This window comes from Sphingobium sp. TomTYG74 (genome assembly GCF_055393875.1).
On the sequence record NZ_AP027341.1, the window covers coordinates 1,672,015 to 1,691,871 of the forward strand.

16 protein-coding genes are annotated in these 19,857 nt (G+C 61.4%); 2 read left to right on the forward strand and 14 right to left on the reverse strand.

Annotated elements, in window-relative coordinates; translation table 11 throughout:
- Positions 1 to 280 precede the first annotated feature (280 nt).
- The gene (locus ACZ5TB_RS08435) at positions 281 to 919 is read left to right on the forward strand and encodes a hypothetical protein (RefSeq protein WP_464792517.1); all 639 of its coding nucleotides are present in this window, start codon (positions 281 to 283) and stop codon (positions 917 to 919) included.
- Here the strand turns inward: ACZ5TB_RS08435 and ACZ5TB_RS08440 are convergent.
- From ACZ5TB_RS08440 to ACZ5TB_RS08490, 11 genes are all read right to left on the reverse strand, one after another.
- A complete protein-coding gene (locus tag ACZ5TB_RS08440) occupies positions 916 to 3,336 on the reverse strand; it encodes a TonB-dependent receptor (RefSeq protein WP_464790880.1) in 2,421 nt (806 codons plus the stop codon). The two genes, ACZ5TB_RS08435 and ACZ5TB_RS08440, sit on opposite strands and share 4 nt — an antisense overlap.
- 681 nt (positions 3,337 to 4,017) lie before the next feature.
- On the reverse strand, positions 4,018 to 4,815 hold the full coding sequence (locus ACZ5TB_RS08445) for a thioesterase family protein (protein WP_464778054.1): 798 nt from the start codon (positions 4,813 to 4,815) through the stop codon (positions 4,018 to 4,020).
- Positions 4,805 to 6,436 carry an AMP-binding protein gene (locus ACZ5TB_RS08450; RefSeq protein WP_464790881.1) on the reverse strand — a complete coding sequence of 544 codons (1,632 nt, stop codon included), beginning with the start codon at positions 6,434 to 6,436 and terminating at the stop codon, positions 4,805 to 4,807. The genes ACZ5TB_RS08445 and ACZ5TB_RS08450 overlap by 11 nt, the downstream gene beginning before the upstream one ends.
- A complete protein-coding gene (locus tag ACZ5TB_RS08455) occupies positions 6,433 to 7,836 on the reverse strand; it encodes an aldehyde dehydrogenase family protein (RefSeq protein WP_464790882.1) in 1,404 nt (467 codons plus the stop codon). Before ACZ5TB_RS08455 ends, ACZ5TB_RS08450 begins: the two co-directional genes overlap by 4 nt.
- Before the next feature lie 21 nt (positions 7,837 to 7,857).
- The gene (locus tag ACZ5TB_RS08460) at positions 7,858 to 9,987 is read right to left on the reverse strand and encodes a TonB-dependent receptor (RefSeq protein WP_464790883.1); all 2,130 of its coding nucleotides are present in this window, start codon (positions 9,985 to 9,987) and stop codon (positions 7,858 to 7,860) included.
- A 74-nt stretch (positions 9,988 to 10,061) separates the two neighbouring features.
- A complete protein-coding gene (locus tag ACZ5TB_RS08465) occupies positions 10,062 to 10,532 on the reverse strand; it encodes a cytochrome C (protein WP_464790884.1) in 471 nt (156 codons plus the stop codon).
- Positions 10,529 to 10,978 carry a c-type cytochrome gene (locus ACZ5TB_RS08470; protein ID WP_464790885.1) on the reverse strand — a complete coding sequence of 150 codons (450 nt, stop codon included), beginning with the start codon at positions 10,976 to 10,978 and terminating at the stop codon, positions 10,529 to 10,531. Before ACZ5TB_RS08470 ends, ACZ5TB_RS08465 begins: the two co-directional genes overlap by 4 nt.
- Positions 10,975 to 11,520, reverse strand: coding sequence for a methylamine dehydrogenase light chain (locus ACZ5TB_RS08475; RefSeq protein WP_464790886.1), 546 nt, complete (start codon positions 11,518 to 11,520; stop codon positions 10,975 to 10,977). The genes ACZ5TB_RS08470 and ACZ5TB_RS08475 overlap by 4 nt, the downstream gene beginning before the upstream one ends.
- Before the next feature lie 3 nt (positions 11,521 to 11,523).
- Entirely contained in the window at positions 11,524 to 12,111 is a 588-nt protein-coding gene (locus ACZ5TB_RS08480; protein ID WP_464790887.1) for a thioredoxin fold domain-containing protein, read from the reverse strand.
- Positions 12,111 to 12,602, reverse strand: a complete 492-nt coding sequence (locus ACZ5TB_RS08485) for a MauE/DoxX family redox-associated membrane protein (protein WP_464790888.1) — start codon at positions 12,600 to 12,602, stop codon at positions 12,111 to 12,113. Before ACZ5TB_RS08485 ends, ACZ5TB_RS08480 begins: the two co-directional genes overlap by 1 nt.
- Complete coding sequence (locus ACZ5TB_RS08490) at positions 12,599 to 13,768, reverse strand: amine dehydrogenase large subunit (RefSeq protein WP_464790889.1); 1,170 nt, start codon at positions 13,766 to 13,768, stop codon at positions 12,599 to 12,601. Before ACZ5TB_RS08490 ends, ACZ5TB_RS08485 begins: the two co-directional genes overlap by 4 nt.
- Positions 13,769 to 13,919: 151 nt before the next feature.
- On the opposite strand from ACZ5TB_RS08490, the gene ACZ5TB_RS08495 reads away from it, so the two are divergent.
- Positions 13,920 to 14,603, forward strand: coding sequence for a TetR/AcrR family transcriptional regulator (locus ACZ5TB_RS08495; protein ID WP_464790890.1), 684 nt, complete (start codon positions 13,920 to 13,922; stop codon positions 14,601 to 14,603).
- Between the two features lie 60 nt (positions 14,604 to 14,663).
- Here the strand turns inward: ACZ5TB_RS08495 and ACZ5TB_RS08500 are convergent, their stop codons facing one another.
- From ACZ5TB_RS08500 to ACZ5TB_RS08510, 3 genes are read right to left on the reverse strand one after another with little or no spacing between them, the layout of a single operon-like run.
- The gene (locus ACZ5TB_RS08500; protein ID WP_464790891.1) at positions 14,664 to 16,085 is read right to left on the reverse strand and encodes an aldehyde dehydrogenase family protein; all 1,422 of its coding nucleotides are present in this window, start codon (positions 16,083 to 16,085) and stop codon (positions 14,664 to 14,666) included.
- A complete protein-coding gene (locus tag ACZ5TB_RS08505; protein WP_464790892.1) occupies positions 16,082 to 17,173 on the reverse strand; it encodes an NAD(P)-dependent alcohol dehydrogenase in 1,092 nt (363 codons plus the stop codon). The genes ACZ5TB_RS08500 and ACZ5TB_RS08505 overlap by 4 nt, the downstream gene beginning before the upstream one ends.
- 2 nt (positions 17,174 to 17,175) lie before the next feature.
- Entirely contained in the window at positions 17,176 to 19,785 is a 2,610-nt protein-coding gene (locus ACZ5TB_RS08510; protein ID WP_464790893.1) for a TonB-dependent receptor, read from the reverse strand.
- Between the last annotated feature and the right edge of the window lie 72 nt (positions 19,786 to 19,857).

The following is a 19,857-nucleotide window of genomic DNA, read 5'->3' on the forward strand; positions in this document are numbered from 1 at the left end:
CCCACGCTTCGTACCAAGGATTGCTGATCTCGAAGGTCGTGCATTACACGATGATTGAACAGCCGCAATATCAGATGTGATCGGCGAAATGGGGGACGGATCATGCGGGGGATATTTGGCGGAAAGCCCTTGTTCGCTGAACTGCCGCGCATTATTTCAGTGGTGACGCAGTGACGATCTCGGGCGTCGCGCTTCTCGCAATCTGCACGCTAGTCGGTGCGTTCTGCGGACGCCCTGCTGGGCGTGAAAGCCAATGTCGGGCGTCGGCATCGCCATGATCATGCTCATCGCCGCGCGACTATGGCTGGCGCGGCGTGGAGCCATGAACAGGGGCGTAATGCTGGGCGTCGAATTCTGGGGCACCCTTTATATCCCGGGCGATGGCGGCCAACCAGAATGTGGTCGCCGCCGTCAAATCGGGGCCGCTGGTCGCCATCGCCGCCATCCTTGCGGTGGCTGTCTGCTTTGCCGCCGTGGCCATCATCAGCAGAATGGACCAGGACGCCGAAACGATGGACGAGATCGAGGCGCGCGAGGCGGCGGCATCATGGGTGGCGCGATGCTCCGCGATTTCGCGATCGTCGCGACCGCTTTTGAAGTCGACGTGGCAAAGGCGCGGCAGGCCGGACTGATCGGGGCGGTCGCCCTGACGCTCGGCTCGCATGGCAACCGCGCAGGGGCGGGAGAGCCGGATTGGGCAGCTCCCAATAGAAGCACTTTGGAAGGACGGGACCCCGTAATTCGACCTGCGCTATACCCACAAATCGCCACAAAAATCGACCCGATCGACGACGTTGAAGCTGGCGCAGCGGCGGTCCAAGCGCTTCATGTTTACAAGGTCAGCCGCAGGGGGCCGGTGCGGATCATTATGAAGCTGCTTCATATGTTGGTGATCCGACCGGCCCTGCTTTTATCTTAGAATTTGAAGTTGCCCGTCAATCCAAACTCGCGTGGATTGGTCACATTGACCGTGCGGTAGCCCGAGTCATAGTCCACGCCGCTGGACGTGCCGACTATGGCATTGCCCTGGCTGATGTTGGCGATCCGCTTCTGGTTCAGGACATTCTTCGCAAACAAGGTGAATTCCCATTTGCTATCCTCGGCACGAAGACCAACGAACAGGTTGAGCATTTCACGGCTACGATAATCATAATCGATCCGGTCGGAATAGAAGCCGGGCCGGTACGTGAACAACCCACGCAGGAACGGCGTAACACTGTCCATCGGGAAACGGATTTCCGTGTTGGCGGTCAGGCTGAAATCAGGCGTCTCGCCGATGCGGCCGTTGCTGGCGCAGAAGCTGACATTGCCCGGCCCCGTAACGGTCGCCGTTCCATCCCGGTTCGGGCGGCCAGTTCCTGCAAAGTCGTTGCACGGCAGCAGGGCGTTGCGATAACGGGCGCGAGTATAGGCGGCGCTGACGCCGAAGTCCCAGTCTCTCGTGATCCGGCCGTCCAGCGATCCTTCGATCCCCTTGATCCGCGCGTCGCCATTATAGTTGAAATCGAAAAAGCCGGTGGGCGGCGCGGCTACGGCGGACTGATAATAGATGCCGCTGAAACGATTCAGGAAGTTGTCGAGCTTCTGATAGTAGACCGACACCGCATAATGCAGGCGGCGCCCGGCGAAGCTGCCTTTGACGCCTGCTTCGATCGAATCCGTCTTTTCCGGCTGGGTCAAGATCAGGTCGTCGCTGAGGCCATCGGGCAGGCCGGGGCTGACGCTCCCGGCGCGGAAGGAGTGGCCGTAGGAAGCGAAGATATTCATCGACGGCATCAACTGGTAACTGATCGTCAGGCCGCCCGTGATCGGCTTGTCAGACGTATTGCGCAGGTTGGCCGGAATGATGTCCGTTGCCGGGTAGGACGCCGGTAAGCAGCCAAACGACACGGCATCAACAATTGGATCGCCGGTGCACAGCAAGCTGTTGCCCGGCGTGCTCAACCCCAGTTGGCTGACATTCACCGACTTGATGATCGAGTAACGCAGGCCACCTTCGATTGCCAGGCCGCCCCTACGAAAGTTAAGATTGACGTTGAACGACCAAATGCTCCGGTCCACCGGAACGGTAATCTGGGTGGCGATGGGCAGATAAGGCAGCGCGCCCAGAGTGTTCAGGCTATCATTCTGTTCAAACGGGAAAATGAAGCTGTCGCCTGGCTGAAAGATGCGCGTCGTTCCCCCTATCTTATTGTAGAAGACGCCAATGCCTCCGCCTAGACCAGCCTTGTTATTCGTGGCCAAGCGCATTTCGACCGTGTCGTATACGAAGGGAGTTGGACCAAAGGAGTTGGAGATGTAATTGGGCACTGCATTGCCGACATCCAGATCACGCTGGCCTTTCAGACGTGAATCCTGATGCGCACCTACAAACGACAATGTTGCCGGACCCAGATCCCAGTCAATCGCCACATTAACGATGTGGCTTTCATTGATATTGCGGCTCGTACCCTCTGCGACAGCGGCATAGTCATCGACACCCAGGGCTGGGCCGGAACGCGTTGATGGGTTCGGAACCAGGGCGCCGCTCAGGAATGGCCCAGCTTCGAAAGTCGATGTGTTGCCTGATCCGATGACCTGCTGCATCTGCCTATTGTCCGCATACAGATACTGATAGGTGATATAGGCAGTGAGATTGTCCGTTGGACGAAGGCCCAGGGTCAAGCGGGCGCTCTCAGTGCGGCTGCGCGACCGTTCGCCCGTGTTGACATTGCGGACGTTGTTCAGGCGATTGCCGTCAACCAATGCGGCAACGCGCAGGGCGATCTTGTCAGAGAAAGGCAGGGAAACCCCGCCCTGCACATTATAGCCCCCACGCGTGGTAGCGCTAGTCTGCGCATAGCCTTCGATCTCATCGAAACTGGGGCGCGCCGTGGAGATGGTGATCGCACCTGCCGGGGCGGAGATGCCGCGCAGCAAACCTTGGGGACCGCGCAGCACTTCGATCTGCTTGATATCGTAAAGGGCCGTGTAGACCGTCTGTGCATCGGTCGGAATTTCGTTGAAATACACCTGGACCGCCGGGTCGGTGCCCTGGTCGGGATCGAACGAGATACCGCGCAGCGTCGTCGAATTGTTACGGCCCGTGGTGTTGGTCATCTCCAGGCCCGGAGCGAGCTGCTGAACGTCCTTGGCGTCGAAGATGTTCAGCTTCTGCAACTGCTCGCCGGTCGCCACATTGACGCTCATAGGCACTGATTGAAGCGATCGGGCTTCGCGCGTCGCCGTGACGACAATCTCGCCACCCCCATCGGCCGCATCCTGCGCCCAGGTAGCGGTCGGCACGATCAGCGCTGCACCGCACAACAATGCAGAAAGACTCTTTCCCTGTTTCATGACAGCGTTCCTTTACTCGGCAGAAGCCAGCCCCATAATGTTGACAACTGCTAACGATCGCGCAGGCACCCTGCAACCCTCGTCGTCAAACTTTTGTAGATTTTGGCCCGAACACCTACGTTTTATCAAATACAGGCGTTATTTCTTCGCATAATGCGCTTTATATAGCGGAATTTCATCCGCATTACGTTGATCAGATATCCGAATTCAGCTGACATCGCCCTAGCGCCCAAAGCGCCAAAAGACTGACACGCGCTAGATAATTGTTCTTCATCGGAGGGATAGGAATAAGGACCGCAAAACGGTGAAGCGCAAGCCCGTCAACGCAGATTTGCTGCATTTGCGAATATCAAGGAGGCCGGAGGAAAAGTCACGTCCGATAGTGAAGAAATTCAGCGCTGGGGGCCTGCGGAGATCATTTCGGGCGAGGCTCACATTGGACCAGATGGACTCGCGGTGGTCATGCTCGAAGTAGCAAGGGCGAGCCTTTTCCCTCAGCCCCACCGAATCATCATTCCAACACGTCATTGGCGATCTTCCGGTTTGAGATGGGCAAGCTGCCGGGCAGCACGCGCGAACATTGCCGCTAAGAAACAGCATCAAAGCTGCGGGCGTCGCCGATTGAAGAGTAAGCTATTTGGTTTAAAAGTCAGGAGCAGCCAAGCCTATGCAATATCCAGATCAATTTTTAGGGCGCACCGTCAAGCATTGACAGACTGTGCCAAATGCCCCGCTTTCATCATGAAGAATGCTATGTGTAAGTCCGAGGCCTTGCGGACTCGCGGAGACTGAGATGTCGAGGCCGATCCATTCTCCCGTTGGCGGTCGCAGAAGATGTGCGGTAAGATCGAGATTGGGAAAAGCCGCGTCCTGGGGCGAGATCAGCGGCGCAAGGCCGTTGGCGATATCGACCAGTCCCATGGCCCGCGCCGTCGCCGACACATCCTCACCGTCCAGCAGCGCCAAGGGCGAACGAACCCAGCAGCGGGCGCGGCCCCGCCCGTGCTGTTGCCGCCGCACCTCCACACTGGCGATGAAACCTCCGGCCCAAAGGCTGGACGGATTCCAGCCGACTATGGTGTCGGGCGGCGGTAGGATAGGGAAATTGGTCGCAGCAAAGGCGCTGCTGTCGTTGGCCTGCGTCAGCCAGGCCCGCAGGACGATGGCGGGGCGGCCGCCATGGCTGAGCCGGGCCTCGACCAATTCGATGGTGCGGCCTGGCCGCAGCACGATCACCTCTATCTCCACCGCCTCCATCGGGATGACGCCCCATATGTCGTAGGAGAGACGCGCGACATGCAATCGATCGCCCCGTCGCGCGGCATGATCGGTTTCCACCGCATGGAGCAGCAGTCCGATCGCCGGCGCAACATGCTGTTCCGCGACATTCCATGCGCCGCCGACATGGCCCGTGGGCATGAACCTGCCATCGTCCGTCCGCAGGAAATAGGCCTGTGGGCCGCCGTGTTCAGACCCCAAGACCCAGTTCCCGTTCCATGATCGCCCGCATCTCGAACTTCTGCGCCTTTCCCGTCACGGTCATCTCGAACCGCTCGACTATGCGCACGTAGCGGGGAACCTTGTAGTGCGCGATCTGCCCGCGACAATGGTCCTGAATATCCTGTTCCGACAGGTTGGCGTCAGCCTTGGCGATGATCCAGGCGCAGACCGCCTCACCGAATTTCGCGTCGGCGACGCCGAACACCTGCGCGTCGGCGACGGCGGGGTGACGAAGTAAATATTCTTCTATCTCGCGCGGATAGATATTTTCACCACCGCGAATAATCATGTCCTTGATGCGGCCGGTGATGCGGACATAGCCGCGCGCGTCCATCGTCGCCAGGTCGCCCGAATGCATCCAACCGTCGGGGTCGATCGCCTCTGCCGTGCGATCGGGATCGTTCCAATAGCCCAGCATCACGGCATAGCCGCGCGAACAATATTCGCCCTGCTGGCCGATGGGGAGGATCGCGCCATCGGGGCCGACGACCTTCGCCTCCGCATGGGGGTGGACGCGGCCGACCGTGGTCACCCGTTCCTCCAACGGATCATCCGTCGCGGTCTGGGTAGTGAGCGGGCTGGTTTCGGTCATACCGTAGCCGATGGTGATCTGGGTCAGGTTCAGCCGGTCCATCACCTGCCGCATCACCGTTTCCGGACAGGGCGATCCCGCCATGATGCCGGTGCGCAACGTCGATACGTCGAATGCGTCCAGATCCGGCTGGTTCAAGATGGTGATGAACATGGTCGGTACGCCATGCAGCATGGTGCAACCTTCCGCTTGCACTGTGTCGAGCACCAGCCGAGGATCATAGGCCTCACCAGGATAGATCATCGTCGCCCCGCTGGTCAGCGCCGCCATATTGCCCAGCACCATGCCGAAACAATGATAGAGCGGCACCGGGATACACAGCCGGTCGGCGGCGGTGAGGCGCATCGTGCGGGCCGAGAAATAGCCATTGTTGAGCACGTTGCGATGGGTCAGCGTCGCGCCCTTGGGCTGACCGGTGGTGCCGCTGGTGAACTGGATGTTGATCGCATCATTGTTGTCGAGCGTCGCCTCGATCAGGGTCAGACGATCGGGGTCGGCCTCCGCATGCAGATCGGACCAGTTCAACCAGTCCTGCTGCCTTTCGTCACCCAGCACGACCACTTGGCGCAGCGCCGGGAGCCGATCCGGCCCGATGTCCCGCAGCATCGCCACATAGTCGCTACTCCTGAATCGGGGCGCGGTGACCAGCAGGCTGCACCCGACCTTGTTTAGTGCATATTCGACCTCGCTGGTGCGATAGGCCGGGTTGATGTTGACCAGGATGGCGCCGATCCGCGCCGTCGCGAACTGGATCACCGTCCATTCAGCGCAATTGGGTGCCCATATGCCGACGCGGTCGCCCTTGCCGATGCCAAGGTCCAGCAGCCCAGTGGCCACAGAATCGACCTGTGCAATCAATTGCGCCCAAGTCCAGCGGATCGACTGGTGTCGTGACACCAGCGCGAGGCCGTCACCATGCTCCGCTACGACCTTCAGCAGCGCCTGACCGATGGTGGTTTCCAGCAGCGGGACGTCGGTGGCGCCCCGCGCTATCGACAGGCTGCTCATCGCTTGATGTTGATGACTTGCAGTTGGGTGTATTCCGCCAGCCCTTCCTCGGCCTGTTCAACGCCCAGCCCGCTATTCTTGAAACCCGCCATGGGGATGTGCGGGCCGATGGCGATATGCTGGTTGACCCAGACCTGCCCGCTTTCGATCCGCGCCGCGATGTCGGTGGCGCGCGCCACATCGGCGGACCAGACCGATCCCCCCAGCCCATAGTCGGACGCGTTGGCGCGGGCGATCACATCCTCCACATCGTCGAACTTGATCAGCGGCAGGATCGGGCCGAACTGTTCCTCGTCCACGATCGTCATGCCGTCGGTCACGTCGCGCACGATGGTCGGCGCGATGAAATAACCGGCCCGCTCCATCGCCTGTCCCCCTGCCACGATCTTGCCGTCGGATCTGGCGGCGTCGAGGAACCCCTTCACTTTTTCGAACTGCATCGCGTTCTGGATCGGCCCTATTTGCGTGCCCTGTTCCAGCCCGTCGCCCACGATCGCCGCCTGCGCCAGCGCCGCCAGTTCCTCGCACATGGCGTCGTAAATATCGGCGTGGATATAGGCGCGCTTCACCGCCAGGCACACCTGTCCGCAATTCAGGAAGGCATTGCCGAAAATCGCCTTCGCCGTTTCGCGGACATCGACATCTTCCAGTACGATTGCCGGATCATTGCCGCCCAGTTCCAGCGTCACGCGTTTGAGCCCATCGGCACTACTGGCGGCGATGCGCTTGCCGGTCGCGGTGGAGCCGGTGAAGCCGATCTTGGCCACATCGGGATGGGTGGTCAGATGCGGCCCCAGATCATTGGCGTCGGTGATGATGTTGACGACCCCGGGCGGGAAAATCTCCTTGCACAAAGCTCCCAGGGCCAGCGCCGTGGCGGGCGTGGTCGGCGCGGGCTTCAGCACGATGGCATTGCCCGCCAGCACCGCCGGCCCGATCTTCCAGCAGGCAACCAGCAGCGGGAAGTTCCAGGCGATGATCCCGACCACCACACCCAATGGCTTGTGCTTGACGGCGATATAGCCCGCTGCGTCATCCTGAATAACGCGATCCGGCAATTCCAGGGTCGCATAATGGCGCAGAAAACCTTCGGTCCAGGCAACCTCGCCCTGTGCTTCGGGCAGCGGCTTGCCCTGTTCCTGCGTCAATAGCCGCGCCAGTTCCGCGCCGTTGGCCGCGACCGCATCGGCCAGCGCGGCCAGCTTCGCCTGCCGCTCGGCATAGGGCACCGCCGCCCAGCCGGGCTGCGCTGCCTTGGCCGCCGCGATCGCCTGATCCGCTTGGGCAACCGAAGCGCGCGCGACCGTGGTAAACGCCTCGCCCGTCGCCGGGTTGACGACCTCCATCTGGAGGTCGCCATCGATCAGTTCGCCGCCAATCAGCAGCTTATAGTCCACCATTATCCTCTCCTTGCGCTGTCTTTAGAACTTCGCGCCAACCGTCACACCATATGTCCGCGGATTGCCGATGTGATTATAATCGAAACCAAAGCCCGCGAGCAGGTCCACGCGCGAGGTGAAATAGAATTTCTTTGTGAGGTTCTTCGCCCAGAGCGAGGCATTGAAGCGCCCGTTCGCGCTTTCCCAGTCGATATGGCCGCTGAGCAGGGCATAGCCCTTTTGCTTCAGACGGGGGATGTTCACCACCTCGAAATATTGACTCGACTGATAGGCGACTTCCGGGTGGAAGGAGAGGCTGCCGAAGCCGCCTTGCGCAACCGTCCAGTCGATCCCGCCGTTGAGCGTCAGGCTCGGCGCGTTGGACAGGCGATTGCCACCCACATCGACGCCGCTGACCGTGCCCTGCTTGATCCTCGCAGACAAAACGCCCAAGCCCGCGCGCATGGTCAGCATGTCGGCGGCTCGCACGGTCAGTTCGACCTCGCCACCATAGATGCGCGACTTGGGGATGTTGAGCAATGTCTGCGCCGCGCTGGACGGATCGACGTTGATGAACTGCTGATTCTTGTAATCATAATAGAAGCCGGCGACGTTTAGCGTGATGCGGCGATCCCAGAACTGGGTCTTTGCGCCCACTTCATAGGATGTAACCTGCTCCGCCTTGGCCACCGACAATTCGGACGGATCGAAAAAGGCCTGAGCATTGAAGCTGGGCGCGCGATAGCCGCGGCTGACGCTGGCATAGAGAAGGTTGCCGTCGGCCAGCTTGTAGTCGAGGCCGATCTTGCCGGAGAAATTGTTTTTCCTGAAGCGCAGGTCGGACAGCGGGATCAGGGTCGCGACGACGCTGTCATCGACACCCAGCGCCTGCGAAATGAAGCCGTTCTGGCGGCCGGTATCATGGGTATAGCGCAGGCCGCCACGTAGCGTCACCGCCTCGCCAATCTTATATTTAAGGTCGGAATAGACAGCGACGCTCTTCTTCACCTGGGTGAACTGGTTCTGGACCTTACAGGCCAGCGGCAGGCCGTCGGCACAATCCTGTGCGTCGATGGTGCCGTCCGCGTTCACGTCGACATCGGTCGCGATCTCAAAGGCGGTGCGGTTGAAGACCTTTTCCCGGTTGAAATAGACGCCCAGGATGAAGTCGAATGGACCGCCCGTGTCGCTGGTCAGGCGCAGATCCTGCGCGAACTGGCTGGCCTTGTCATAATAGGGGATTTCCAGCAGCTTGGTTGCCGTGCCGTCCGTATCCTCGCGGAAGAAGAGCGTGCCCTTGTCATAGGACGTGATGCTGGTCAGCGCGATCGCATCGGACAGATCGACATTGGTGGTCAGTGCTACCGATGTCGTGCGGGCGCGGCGGCGGGTGGAGACGTCGGACGCAATCTCCCAGCGCGACAGACCGGGCCGATGGTTGGCTTCGGGCTGGGCATAAATGCCGTAATTTTGCGGGTTCTGGAAACTGGTGGAGGCGCGCAGGACGAAAGTCAGCCCCTCGACCGGCTGGGCCTTCAGCGTTCCGCGAAACGCATATTCGCGGGTGCTGGCAAGGTCCGGCATGCCGGGCTCGACATTCCTGAACCAGCCGTCCGCCCTGGCAAAGGTGCCCGCCACGCGCAGGGCGGCTTTCTCGCCCAGCGGCACATTGACCGCGCCGTTCGCCTCGAACCGGTTATAATTGCCATAACCGGCGTTCACATAACCGCTGGTTTCACCCAGCTTCGCTTCCCGGCTGATGATGTTGACCGCGCCGCCCGTGGTGTTCTTGCCATAGAGCGTGCCCTGCGGCCCGCGCAGCACCTCGACCCGTTCGAGATCGTACATGGCAACGCCGAGAAAGGCGAAATTGCCTTTATAAACTTCATCATAATAGGTGGCGACCGGGCTCGACTGGTTGAGGCTATAATCGGACATGGACACGCCACGCAGCGCAAAAATCGGCGTATTGTCGCCTACAATGGAGGTGAGCTGGAGATTGGCGACCTTCGTCACCAGGCTGTCGACGCTGCTGACGCGCGACTTTGCCAACATATCACCACCTATGGCGGTTACAGAAATCGGGACAGACTGTACATTTTCCGACCGCTTAGCCGCCGTAACGACGATTTCACCTTGCGCGTCATCCTGCGCGAACGCCGGATTCATCATGCCAAGACCTGCGAAAGCCGCACAGCCGCATGCTACCAACCCTGTATATACTTCCCCCATCGATTATACTCCAATCATGGTTTTCCCTGTTCCATTCCTGCATGTTCGAAACCTGCCACCAGTCGCGCTCTTGTAGCGACGCGATCCAGTCGCAGGGGGTTGCGGCGCAAGGCAGCGATTTCCGTGGCGGAATAAGGCCTGAAATCGATTGGCAGATGCTCTGCGTCGAAAGTGTAAAGTGTCCAGTTGACGAGGTCCGCCAATCGCCGGTCGTCCAAATCGACCGTGGCGACGCCCGGCACCTGGCCGAGGAACGCCCGCCCGCCCGGCACCGTCAGAAAACGGGCGACGATGCCGCGCATCGGCGGATTGGACCGATCGTCGCCGCCCCCGTCCGGTCTATGGCAACCCTGGCATTTCAAAATATAGTCTTGATGGGCCTGACGCGGATTGACGACGCCCGGCATCGCTCGCTCGCTCGCTCCAGCCGCCAAGGTCGCGGATAATGCGACAAGGCCTGCCAAAGCGAGCAGGGCCAGCTTCACTTGCCGCCCGCCCCTTCATGGAGTTTCGCGACATCGGCGGCGTTCAGCGCCTTGCCGCCAACCCGATATCCGGCCACTTCCCGATCGGTGAAGGGCTTGAAATCGGGACCGGTGCTGGCGATCGACCCGCCGACATGGTTGAGCACTGCCGCCACTCCAGCATCGTCCAGCCCGCCCTGCGCCGGCATCATGCCGCGATAGGCCTTGCCCTCGACGTTGATCGGGCCGTTCAGTCCCTTGATTACGGCCAGCGCCAGATAGCGGCGGCCACCCGGCTTGGCGGCCAGGGTACGGAAATCGCGCCCCAACGGCGGATAGGCGCCCGGTACGCCAGCGCCGGTCCGGGTGTGGCAGGCAGCGCAGCGATTATAGATGGTCGCGCCATCCTGCGCCGCTTGCGCCATCCCCGCAGTCGTCAGCAGGGCCAGTCCCAGGGCGATCTTCATTTCGGTTGCTCCAGGGCCGTGCCGACGATCGCTGCAACCGAGCAATTGTAGATGCTGCTTTCGGTTCCCAGACACCAATTATAGTCGTTGTTCGACTGTGGCCGGACCTGCGGCCGGTCGCCTTCATTGCGATTGCACAGGCACTGGCCACAGGAGGACACGCCGCAACAGTCGTTGTAGCTGATGATATAGGCGCGGCCGTCCGCAGGGTTGGTGCAGGTGCCGATCCAGGTGATAGGCGACATTTCCGTGCCCGGTGGGCAGGTGTTGACCGTGCCGCCGCAACAGGAACAAAGGAAGCCGTCGATCGCGCAATAGCGCCAATAATCGCAACTCGCCGGATTGCCGGGATCTTGCGGCGTGCCGGAGGTCATTTCAGGCCGGGCGGCATCGGGGTGGGTGGCAGCGCGCGCCACCGGCAAGGCGGGCAACATGGCAGTGCCGGTCATCCCCGCCCCAAGCCAGGCCAGCAAGGAGCGGCGGGACGTGCCCCGCGCCACGGTCCGGGCCATCCGTTCGGTGAACTTGTCGAAACCGGCCATGGTTCAGGCCTCCTTCCGGCGGGCGAGGAAATCCTGGATCGACGCGACGCCGCGTTCCTTTGCCTCGAACAGGCTTTCTAGATGCTCACGGCTGTTGATGAGGCCGAGCGAGGCGACCTTGCCATTTTCATCCAGCAGCACGGCATAGGGCAGCTTCGCGACGCCGAAGGCACGGCCCAGGGCTTCGGAAAGAATGATCGGCAGGCCGACCAGCCCATGGTCGGACGCCATGGCGCGATAGGCGGGTTTTGCGCCATCCCCCGCGATCACCACATCGATCCAGTCCGCCTCGGCGCGCGCGGCGGAGCGCAGCACCGGCAGCAGCGACTTGCAGACCGGGCAGTCGGGTGAGGCGAAAAAGAGCAACTGGCTGCGCCCATCGCGTTTGCCGCCGACGAGCAATTTTGCGTCGTCGATGGTGATGAGGTCCATCGGCGTGGCCGTCTCGCCGATCTTCACGCCCTGATGCAGGGTGAGCGCGCCTGCGGGAGCGATCCGTTCGTGCAGGATGCCGACCTGTCGGGCGAGTGCCGCAATCAGCAGCGCTTGGGCAATCACTGCGGCCCAAAGCAATATCTGGGATGTTAGCATCAGTTCTTCCTCCAAACAGGCTGGGGAATGGCAAGGAGCTCGGCCGCACCGAACCAGAGCGCCAGGAAGCCGGCGGCGGCGAAGGGCGCATCGAGCGTGAAGGGGGCCTGGGGCAACAGGATCACAAATGCTGCGAGACCGGCGAGCAGCGCCGGGCGGGCGATCTGGACCCAGCCGACCAGCTGCTCCCGGGCTATGAGGTCGCAACCGCAATCAAGCGACTGGCCCCGGCGGCGCAGCAGCAGCAGGGCATAGAGTGCCCACAGCAGCAGTGCGATGATGGCGCCGACCGACCGCAGTGGTCCAATCAGCAGACACAGGGAAGCGGTCGTTTCCGCAACGCCCCCCGCGATCAGCAGCAGCGGTCCAGCCGGTGCTGTGGCCCCCACAAGCCGCGCCGCCGCCGTCCCGAGGCGCTTGCGATCAATCGCCTTATGCAGCACCGACACGCCCAGCAGCATGGCGAGGAAAAGGGAAAGCGCAGCCATCATGGCACCGTGATGACGATGGGATTGGCCGCGACCGTTGCGCCCAGGGTCCGGACGAAAGCACCGGTCGCGGCATCATGCACGTCGATCACGCCGTCCGCCCGCGCCACGATCAGTTGCGGCGCATCCTCACGCGTCACCGCGATGGCCAGCCCCTGCCCCTTGAGCGCGATACGGGAGAGGCGCATCTTCCTGACCGGATCGATGACCCAGACTTCGGTGCCGCCATCCTTGTGGCTGCCTTCCTTGCCGTTGGGGCTCATCAGTACATAGAGCAGCCCCTTGGCGTCCGAGGCGATGACCTGCCAGCCGCCCGGCCGCCATTGCGGGGCGCCGCCGTCCGCCTTGCCGACGCTGAAGGCGCCCGGAAGTGGCCTGGCAACGGGTACGGACAGGTCGATGCCCTGGACCATGCCATAATAGCTGACGAACCAGGCGGTGCGGCCCACCATGGCGGGCGTGCCGAACAGCGGCTGCCGGTCAATATCCTGCACCCTGGCGACGCTGCTGGAGGAGGCCGCCTGCCCCTTTTCGTCCAGCGTCACGCTAAAGATCGATCCGTCGGCGCACAGGCTGCTGAAGCCGCGCTGGCCGCTGGGATAGATTTGAGTGCAGCCGGGCAGGTCAATTTCCCCCAGCACCTTGCGCCCTTCCAGATCGACGACGGTGATCGACTGGGCCGGAGTGAAATTGGCGACCAGCGCCCATTTGCCGCCATTGGTGAACTGGAAAACGTTGGGATAGGTAACGGACAACTGGCGCTTGCTACCGGGCAGGACGATCTCACCCTTGGGTTGAAGCGTTTTCATATCCCATATGGTTATGGCGTCGGTTCGCTCCCCGCGCGTGAGACGGCTGTAGAATGTTTCTGCGGTGTAAATCTCGCCGCGATCCTGCGCTACCAGTTCATTGGCGAATTGGGCCGCGCGTACCAGCCCCTTAAGTGGCCGGTCCGCCGAGCGAGTATCGACCAGCGCCAGCTTGCCGTCGAGGATAGAGGCGAAGTTGAGATCATGGATCAAGACCCAGCTTTTCGGCCAATTAACAGGCAGTTCCGTGACACTGGGCAGTGTTTCTTCGGGCAAAGGCGTAGGAAATTTTGTGGTGTCGGCAGATGCTGACAAGGGCATTGCCGCGCCAAGCAGCAAGCTCAGACCAATGGACCGCATGTTTGTAATCTCCCACTGCGGATCCCGTCCGCTTGAGGATGATTATGAATAAACGGCAACAATTCTGTCAAGTGACCTAAATTTGTCATTCGACATATTTATACGAACCTCTATAGTTCACCTGATTGAACGGAAAATAACGGATATTCAGATGGATAAGGCGGAAGGCCAGGCGGCGGCCCTGATCATGACGGAACGGGATGGCGGCTATTCCAAGGGGCACGAGACGCGCGAGCTTATCCTCCATACCGCCCTCAACATCCTGATCGAGGAGGGCTATCGCGCGATGAGCATGCGCCGAGTCGCGACCGACTGCGGCATCAAGTTCGGCAACCTGACCTATCATTATCGCAGCCGCGATGATCTGGTCCGCGAACTGCTGGAAGCGGTGATCCGTGGCTATGAGGTGGAGTTTGACCAAATCATCCATTTGCCGGGGCCGCCCGCCGAACGGCTGCAGCGCATCTGCCGGTTAATCCTGGAGGATATTCGCAGCAAGAAAACGACGCACCTCTTTCCCGAACTTTGGGCGCTGTCCAATCACGATAGTTTCGTGCTGGGCCGTGTGCAAGAATTGTACGAACGCGCCCGCGCGCCGCTGGCCGAAATAATAGGCGAGATGCGACCAGATCTGTCTTTTGAGGACCGCAAGGCAATCGCTCTATTCATCTCTGCGTCGATGGAAGGACTGACGCCTTTTGGCGGCTACGAGAAACCATTCGAGCCGATCATGTCGACGCTTGAAGCTATTGCCCTTCACTCGTTCGTTTCTCTGGTAGAAACTTACGATGGTGGAATGGCTGCTGAGCAACGATCACAGCCTTCTTCAGAATGACGCTGTCGCATTGCGCTGTTGATCTGCTGGGCATCTTGCCGTCAGTCTGACCACAGGCGCTCACCCCAGCGGAGCAAGATTGACGTTCACGACCCGAGCCTGGGTGAACTCCTCCAGCCCCTCGATGCCCTGCTGGCGGCCGATGCCCGACTGCTTGGCGCCGCCGAACGGTATGTCGAAGGGAAGCGAAAGGTGGCGGTTCACCCAGACCGTGCCGCTTTCGATGCGCCGGGCGACCGCTTCCCCGGCGGCCGGATCGGATGTCCACACCGTGCCGCCAAGTCCATATTCGCTTGCATTGATGCGGGCGATGGCATCGTCCAGGCTGTCATACGACAGGACAGGGATCACCGGACCAAATTGTTCTTCGGCAACCAGCTTGGCGTCGTCAGGAATGTCGCGGACGACCGTGGGAGCTATGAAGAAGCCATCTCTCTCCAGCGCATGTCCCCCCGCGATCACCCGTCCGCTGTCATGCGCGTCAGCAAGATAGCCCAGCAGCTTTTCGAACTGGAGCCGGTTCTGGATGGGGCCGATCTGCGTGCCCTGTTCAAGCCCGTCGCCTACCAGGGCGCGGTCTGCAAGGGCAGCGAGCGCATCACAAAGCGCGTCATATTTGCTGGAAGGGGTATAGACGCGCTTGGCGGCAAGACAGACCTGACCGCTATTGACCATCGCGGCCTGGAAGATTGCGGGCGCCACCGTGGCGGTGTCGGCGTCCTCCAGAACAAGCGCGGCGTCGTTACCCCCCAGTTCCAATGTGGAGCGCTTCAGGGTGTCGGCGGTGCTGGCCAGCACCTTCTTGCCGGTCGCCGTAGAGCCGGTGAAACTGACATGGGCGATGCCGGAATGGGCGGTTAGCAGCGGGCCGAGGTCGTTCGCGTCCACGATCGTCTGGAACACGCCGCCGGGCAAGATCGGGGCGGCGACCTCACCGAGCAGCAGCGTCGTCAGAGGCGTGGTGGGCGCGGGTTTGGCAATCACCACATTGCCTGCAATGAGCGCGGGCGCGAGTTTCAGCATCAGCAGCATGATCGGGAAGTTCCACGGTGTGATTGCGGCCACGACACCCAGCGGCGAGCGGAATTCGACGATGCGTTCCTCGCCTGTTTCCCGCAATATCCGGTCGTGAAGTTGAAGACTTGCGAAATAGCGCAGTGCCGCAATGGACCCGCCAGTTTCGAATGTCGCCTGGTCGAGCGGCTTGCCTTGTTCGAGCGTGAGCAAGCGAGCGAAATCATGGAGGCGTGATTCCATAGCGTCGGCCAATGTTTCCAGCATGGCGCGCCGCTCACTCCAGCCAAGTGCGGACCAGGAAGGGAAGGCGCGGCGGGCGGCGCTCACTGCCTGATCGAGTTGCACCGCGTCGGCCCGTGCTGCGTTTGCAAAGGGCAGGCCAGTCGCAGGATTGACGACGGGAAGGCCGGACGCGCCGTCAACGAGCGTCCCGTCGATCAACAGGCGGAAATTGTCCATGGTCATTGCATCCTCAAAATGGGCTTGATCACGCGGCCGGTTTCGGCTGCTGCGATGGCTTCTGCCAGCTGTTCGAATGGGTAGAATTCCACCAGTTTCTCTATCGGGAAATCGCCTGTCCGCCAGTGCTCGATCATGCGGGGAATGATGTCATGCGGATCGGCCGAGCCTTCGACGATACCGCGCACCACGCGCCCGGCGCTCATCAGATGCGCACCGTCGAAGCGGATGGCGGTGTCCGGCGCAAAGGCGGCCACCAGACCCATTTGCCCGCGCGGTGCTAGCAGGGCAATCGCCTGTTCGATCAACGGCGCGTGGCCGGTGGTGTCGATGGCGTGGTCAAGATCGCGGATGCCGGAATCTCCCAGCGGGCGGCCGTCGGCGACATGAGCGTGGGTTGCGCCAAGCTCGCGCGCGAGGGCGACGCGTTCGGGCGAACGATCGACGGCGACGATTTGCGCTGCTCCCGTGATGCGCGCCGCCATGATCGCCGCCAGCCCTACCGCCCCGGTGCCGAGGATGAGGATGCTGTCATTTCTTCGCACGCCCAGCGCGTTCCAGACCGCGCCCGCTCCAGTCAGAAGCCCGCAGCCCAGCGGTCCGAGCAATTCAAGCGGTGCGTCTTCTGCCACGCGCACGGCGTTGCGGGCAGGCACGACAGCGTGGGTGGCAAAGGATGATTGGCCGAACACATGGCTGTGGACCGGCCCGTCCGAATTGCGGAGAGCGGTCGATCCATCGGAGCGCGCCGCCAGGAAATTGTTGGGGACGAAATCGCGGCAATAGGCTGGCTGACGATCGTCGCAATTCCGGCAGTGACCGCAGCTCGCAAAGCTAAGCACCACCGGATCGCCGGGCTGGAGTCCGGTAACGCCCTCCCCCACGGCGAGTATCCGACCTGCTCCCTCATGCCCCAGCACGACGGGCGTGGGCACGGGGAGCAGGCCGTCACGCATCACGATATCCGTGTGGCAGATGCCGGTGGCGACCAGTTCGACCAGGACCTCGTCAGGCCTTGGGTCGTCTAGGGAGAGAGTCTCGATGGCGGTCTTGCCACCGGCGCGGGTCACTGCTGCACGGATATCGCGGGGCATGATCAGAACTTCGCCCCCAGACGGGCATACCATTCGGTTGGACGGTTATAAGTGCCGTAGATCGTGCCCGCTGCAACATTCGCGTTGCCTGTGGTCAGGTAGCGATCGTTGGTCAGGTTCGTCCCGCCCACGGTAAGCGACCAGTTGTCGCCCGGCGTGCGATAGGTGATTGATGCGTTGACCACATTGGTCGATGGACGCTTCAGCAGCAGGGTGCGCTGGGCATTGTTCCAGACGCTGGTGGTATGCGTCCAGTCGGCCACCATGACGATCGAGCCACCATTGGCGAGTGCAAGTTGATAACGCGGCGAGAAGTTGGTCTTCCACGACGGCGTCTTGGGCAGATCGGCGCCCGCGAAGGTGCCAGCTTGCAGCGCGTTGGGGCCGCTGACCGCGATCACCCCCGGCAGGACCGACGTGTAGTGGGCGTCGATATAACCCACCGAACCATTGAGCGTCAGACCACGGACGGGCGCGGCGACCAGCTCGAGCTCGACGCCCTTGATCCGTGCGTCGCCCGCATTGCGTATGGTGGGAGAGGTGCCCTGCTGGAAGTTCAGCTGGATGCCTTTGTAATCGGTGGTGAAGGCCGCCATGTTGAACTGGAGCATGTTGTCGAGCAGGGTCGATTTCAGGCCCAGTTCCCAGGTGGTTGCCTTTTCCGGGCCGAAGGGCTGCGCCAGCAATTGCGGGTTGGTGAGACGCGTGGTCCAGCCGCCGGTCTTGTACCCCTTGGACCAGCTGCCGTAGATCATCACCTTTTCGGCGGGGTGAAGCTGTATGCCGACCTTGGGCGAAAAATTATTGAACACTTGCTTGTTCACGCCCGGCGCGTAGACGCGGATCGGGTTGTTCGGATCAGGATATTCAAGCCCCTGCTGGCACGTAACCGGCGCGAGCGGGAACGGGCCGTTGGGCGTGATATTGCCCTGATCATCGCTGCACCCGAACAGCTTGTAGTTGAAGCCGTTCAAATCCTGCTGGCCGCCCTCGAAAAGCTTCGATTCATGCGTGTAGCGGCCGCCAATGGTGACGCCGATCAGGTCGATGGGACGATAGTCGATCTGGCCGAAAAAGGCGTAGTTCTGCGTTTCGAGCTGGTTGGGGCCGTCAACCTGCAACAGGCCTTCGGCGAATGTCACATAGTCGTGAAGGTCGCCCTTTTCCTTGAAATAATAGCCGCCAGCGACGAACTTCAGCTTGTCGTCCAACGCCGAACCGAGCAGCTGGAGTTCCTGGCTGAACTGCCACTGGTTCATGGCGAAGCTGAGCTGGAGGAAGTTGAGCGGCGTACCGTCGGCATCCATGCCCGATTTCCAGTTGAGCTGGCGGTAGGCGGTGATCGACTTCACCGTCACATTGGGCGTGAGTTCCCATTCGAGCGTGCCCGCCAAACCCCAATTGGTAAGGCGCGAGAAGCTGTTGCCGGTGGCGTAGGTGGTGTCCTTGTCGCCGGTCAGAAAGCGGTTGTCGAATGGCAGCAGATCATTGTTCGGATTGCCGTCGACATTGACACTGGCCAGCGGCGGCTGACGCAGGGTCGTGTTGAACTGCGTGCCCCGCACCCCGCACATCGCCTGGGCGTTGCGTGCAGCGATCTCTGCCGGGGTGGCGCCGATGCAGAAATTATAGAGTCCGGCAAACAGGAAGCCGGTGGTGCTCGTTGGGTCGAATCCAGTGCCCGGCAGGTTGGTGGTCCCGGCAAATGGCCCCGGCACATTGGGCACCGTGGCCAGCAGCGTATTGGGCAGGCCGGTGGAGTTTTCCCGCGAATAGTCGCCGGTAAGGGTCAGGGAAACCGCGTCGCCCTTCCAGTGCAGCTTGCCGCGCAGGCTCCAGTCGTTGTTGCCGCCTTCGCGATTGGATTTGCCGAAGCCTGAGCTGGGGAAAGCAGTATAGCTGGAGCTGTTGGCCGCCAGCGGATCGGCAAAGGGAATGCGGCGGACATAACCATCGCGGCTCTTGATGCCGAAGGTGACGGAGGCCGCGAGATCCTTGGCTATGGGCAGGTCCACGCTGCCGCGCGCCTGCAACAGATTGAAGCTGCCGGTGGTGACGTCGCCGGTGAACTTGAACTCATCGCCCGGATTGCGCGTGACGATGGAGATCGCGCCGCCGATGGTGTTGCGGCCGAACAGCGTGCCTTGCGGCCCCTTCAGGATTTCGACGCGCTCCACATCCAGCAAATCCTGATTCGCGCCGACCGTCCGGGCGAGGTAGACGCCATCGAGATAGATGCCGACGCCGGGGTCGATATTGAATGCGAAGTCGTCCGAACCGATGCCGCGAATGAAGGCGGAAAGGACGGCGGTGGAACCGGAAAAGGGCGTGCCCGCGTCCAGGTTCACGTTAGGCGAAAGACCCGAAAGCTGCGCGACATTGCCGACGGATCGTTCACTGATCGATTCAGCCGAAAAGGCGCTGATAGCGATGGGAACCGTCTGCGCGCTTTCGCTGCGCTTCTGGGCGGTGACGACGATGTCCTGAATGCCGAAATTGTCGTTCGACGGCTTGGCCCGTTCTTCGGTGGCCGATGCCTCCGTCTGCGCGTGCGCGGCCATGCCGAAGCCGAGCGCAAGGACGCTGATCGCGCCATAAATCGCTGTTTGCATTATTTCCTCCCCAAATATCATGCGTGTCTGATTGAATGATATTGCGGAGCTATAGGCAGCGTCGGCTTGCAG

Coding starts and splice junctions, on each gene's coding strand:
- ACZ5TB_RS08435 (WP_464792517.1), top strand. CDS start 281: ATGCTCATCGCCGCGCGACTATGGCTGGCGCGGCGTGGAGCCATGAAC.
- ACZ5TB_RS08440 (WP_464790880.1), bottom strand. CDS start 3,336: ATGAAACAGGGAAAGAGTCTTTCTGCATTGTTGTGCGGTGCAGCGCTG.
- ACZ5TB_RS08450 (WP_464790881.1), bottom strand. CDS start 6,436: ATGAGCAGCCTGTCGATAGCGCGGGGCGCCACCGACGTCCCGCTGCTG.
- ACZ5TB_RS08455 (WP_464790882.1), bottom strand. CDS start 7,836: ATGGTGGACTATAAGCTGCTGATTGGCGGCGAACTGATCGATGGCGAC.
- ACZ5TB_RS08460 (WP_464790883.1), bottom strand. CDS start 9,987: ATGATGAATCCGGCGTTCGCGCAGGATGACGCGCAAGGTGAAATCGTC.
- ACZ5TB_RS08470 (WP_464790885.1), bottom strand. CDS start 10,978: ATGAAGATCGCCCTGGGACTGGCCCTGCTGACGACTGCGGGGATGGCG.
- ACZ5TB_RS08475 (WP_464790886.1), bottom strand. CDS start 11,520: ATGGCCGGTTTCGACAAGTTCACCGAACGGATGGCCCGGACCGTGGCG.
- ACZ5TB_RS08480 (WP_464790887.1), bottom strand. CDS start 12,111: ATGCTAACATCCCAGATATTGCTTTGGGCCGCAGTGATTGCCCAAGCG.
- ACZ5TB_RS08485 (WP_464790888.1), bottom strand. CDS start 12,602: ATGATGGCTGCGCTTTCCCTTTTCCTCGCCATGCTGCTGGGCGTGTCG.
- ACZ5TB_RS08490 (WP_464790889.1), bottom strand. CDS start 13,768: ATGCGGTCCATTGGTCTGAGCTTGCTGCTTGGCGCGGCAATGCCCTTG.
- ACZ5TB_RS08495 (WP_464790890.1), top strand. CDS start 13,920: ATGGATAAGGCGGAAGGCCAGGCGGCGGCCCTGATCATGACGGAACGG.
- ACZ5TB_RS08500 (WP_464790891.1), bottom strand. CDS start 16,085: ATGACCATGGACAATTTCCGCCTGTTGATCGACGGGACGCTCGTTGAC.
- ACZ5TB_RS08505 (WP_464790892.1), bottom strand. CDS start 17,173: ATGCCCCGCGATATCCGTGCAGCAGTGACCCGCGCCGGTGGCAAGACC.
- ACZ5TB_RS08510 (WP_464790893.1), bottom strand. CDS start 19,785: ATGCAAACAGCGATTTATGGCGCGATCAGCGTCCTTGCGCTCGGCTTC.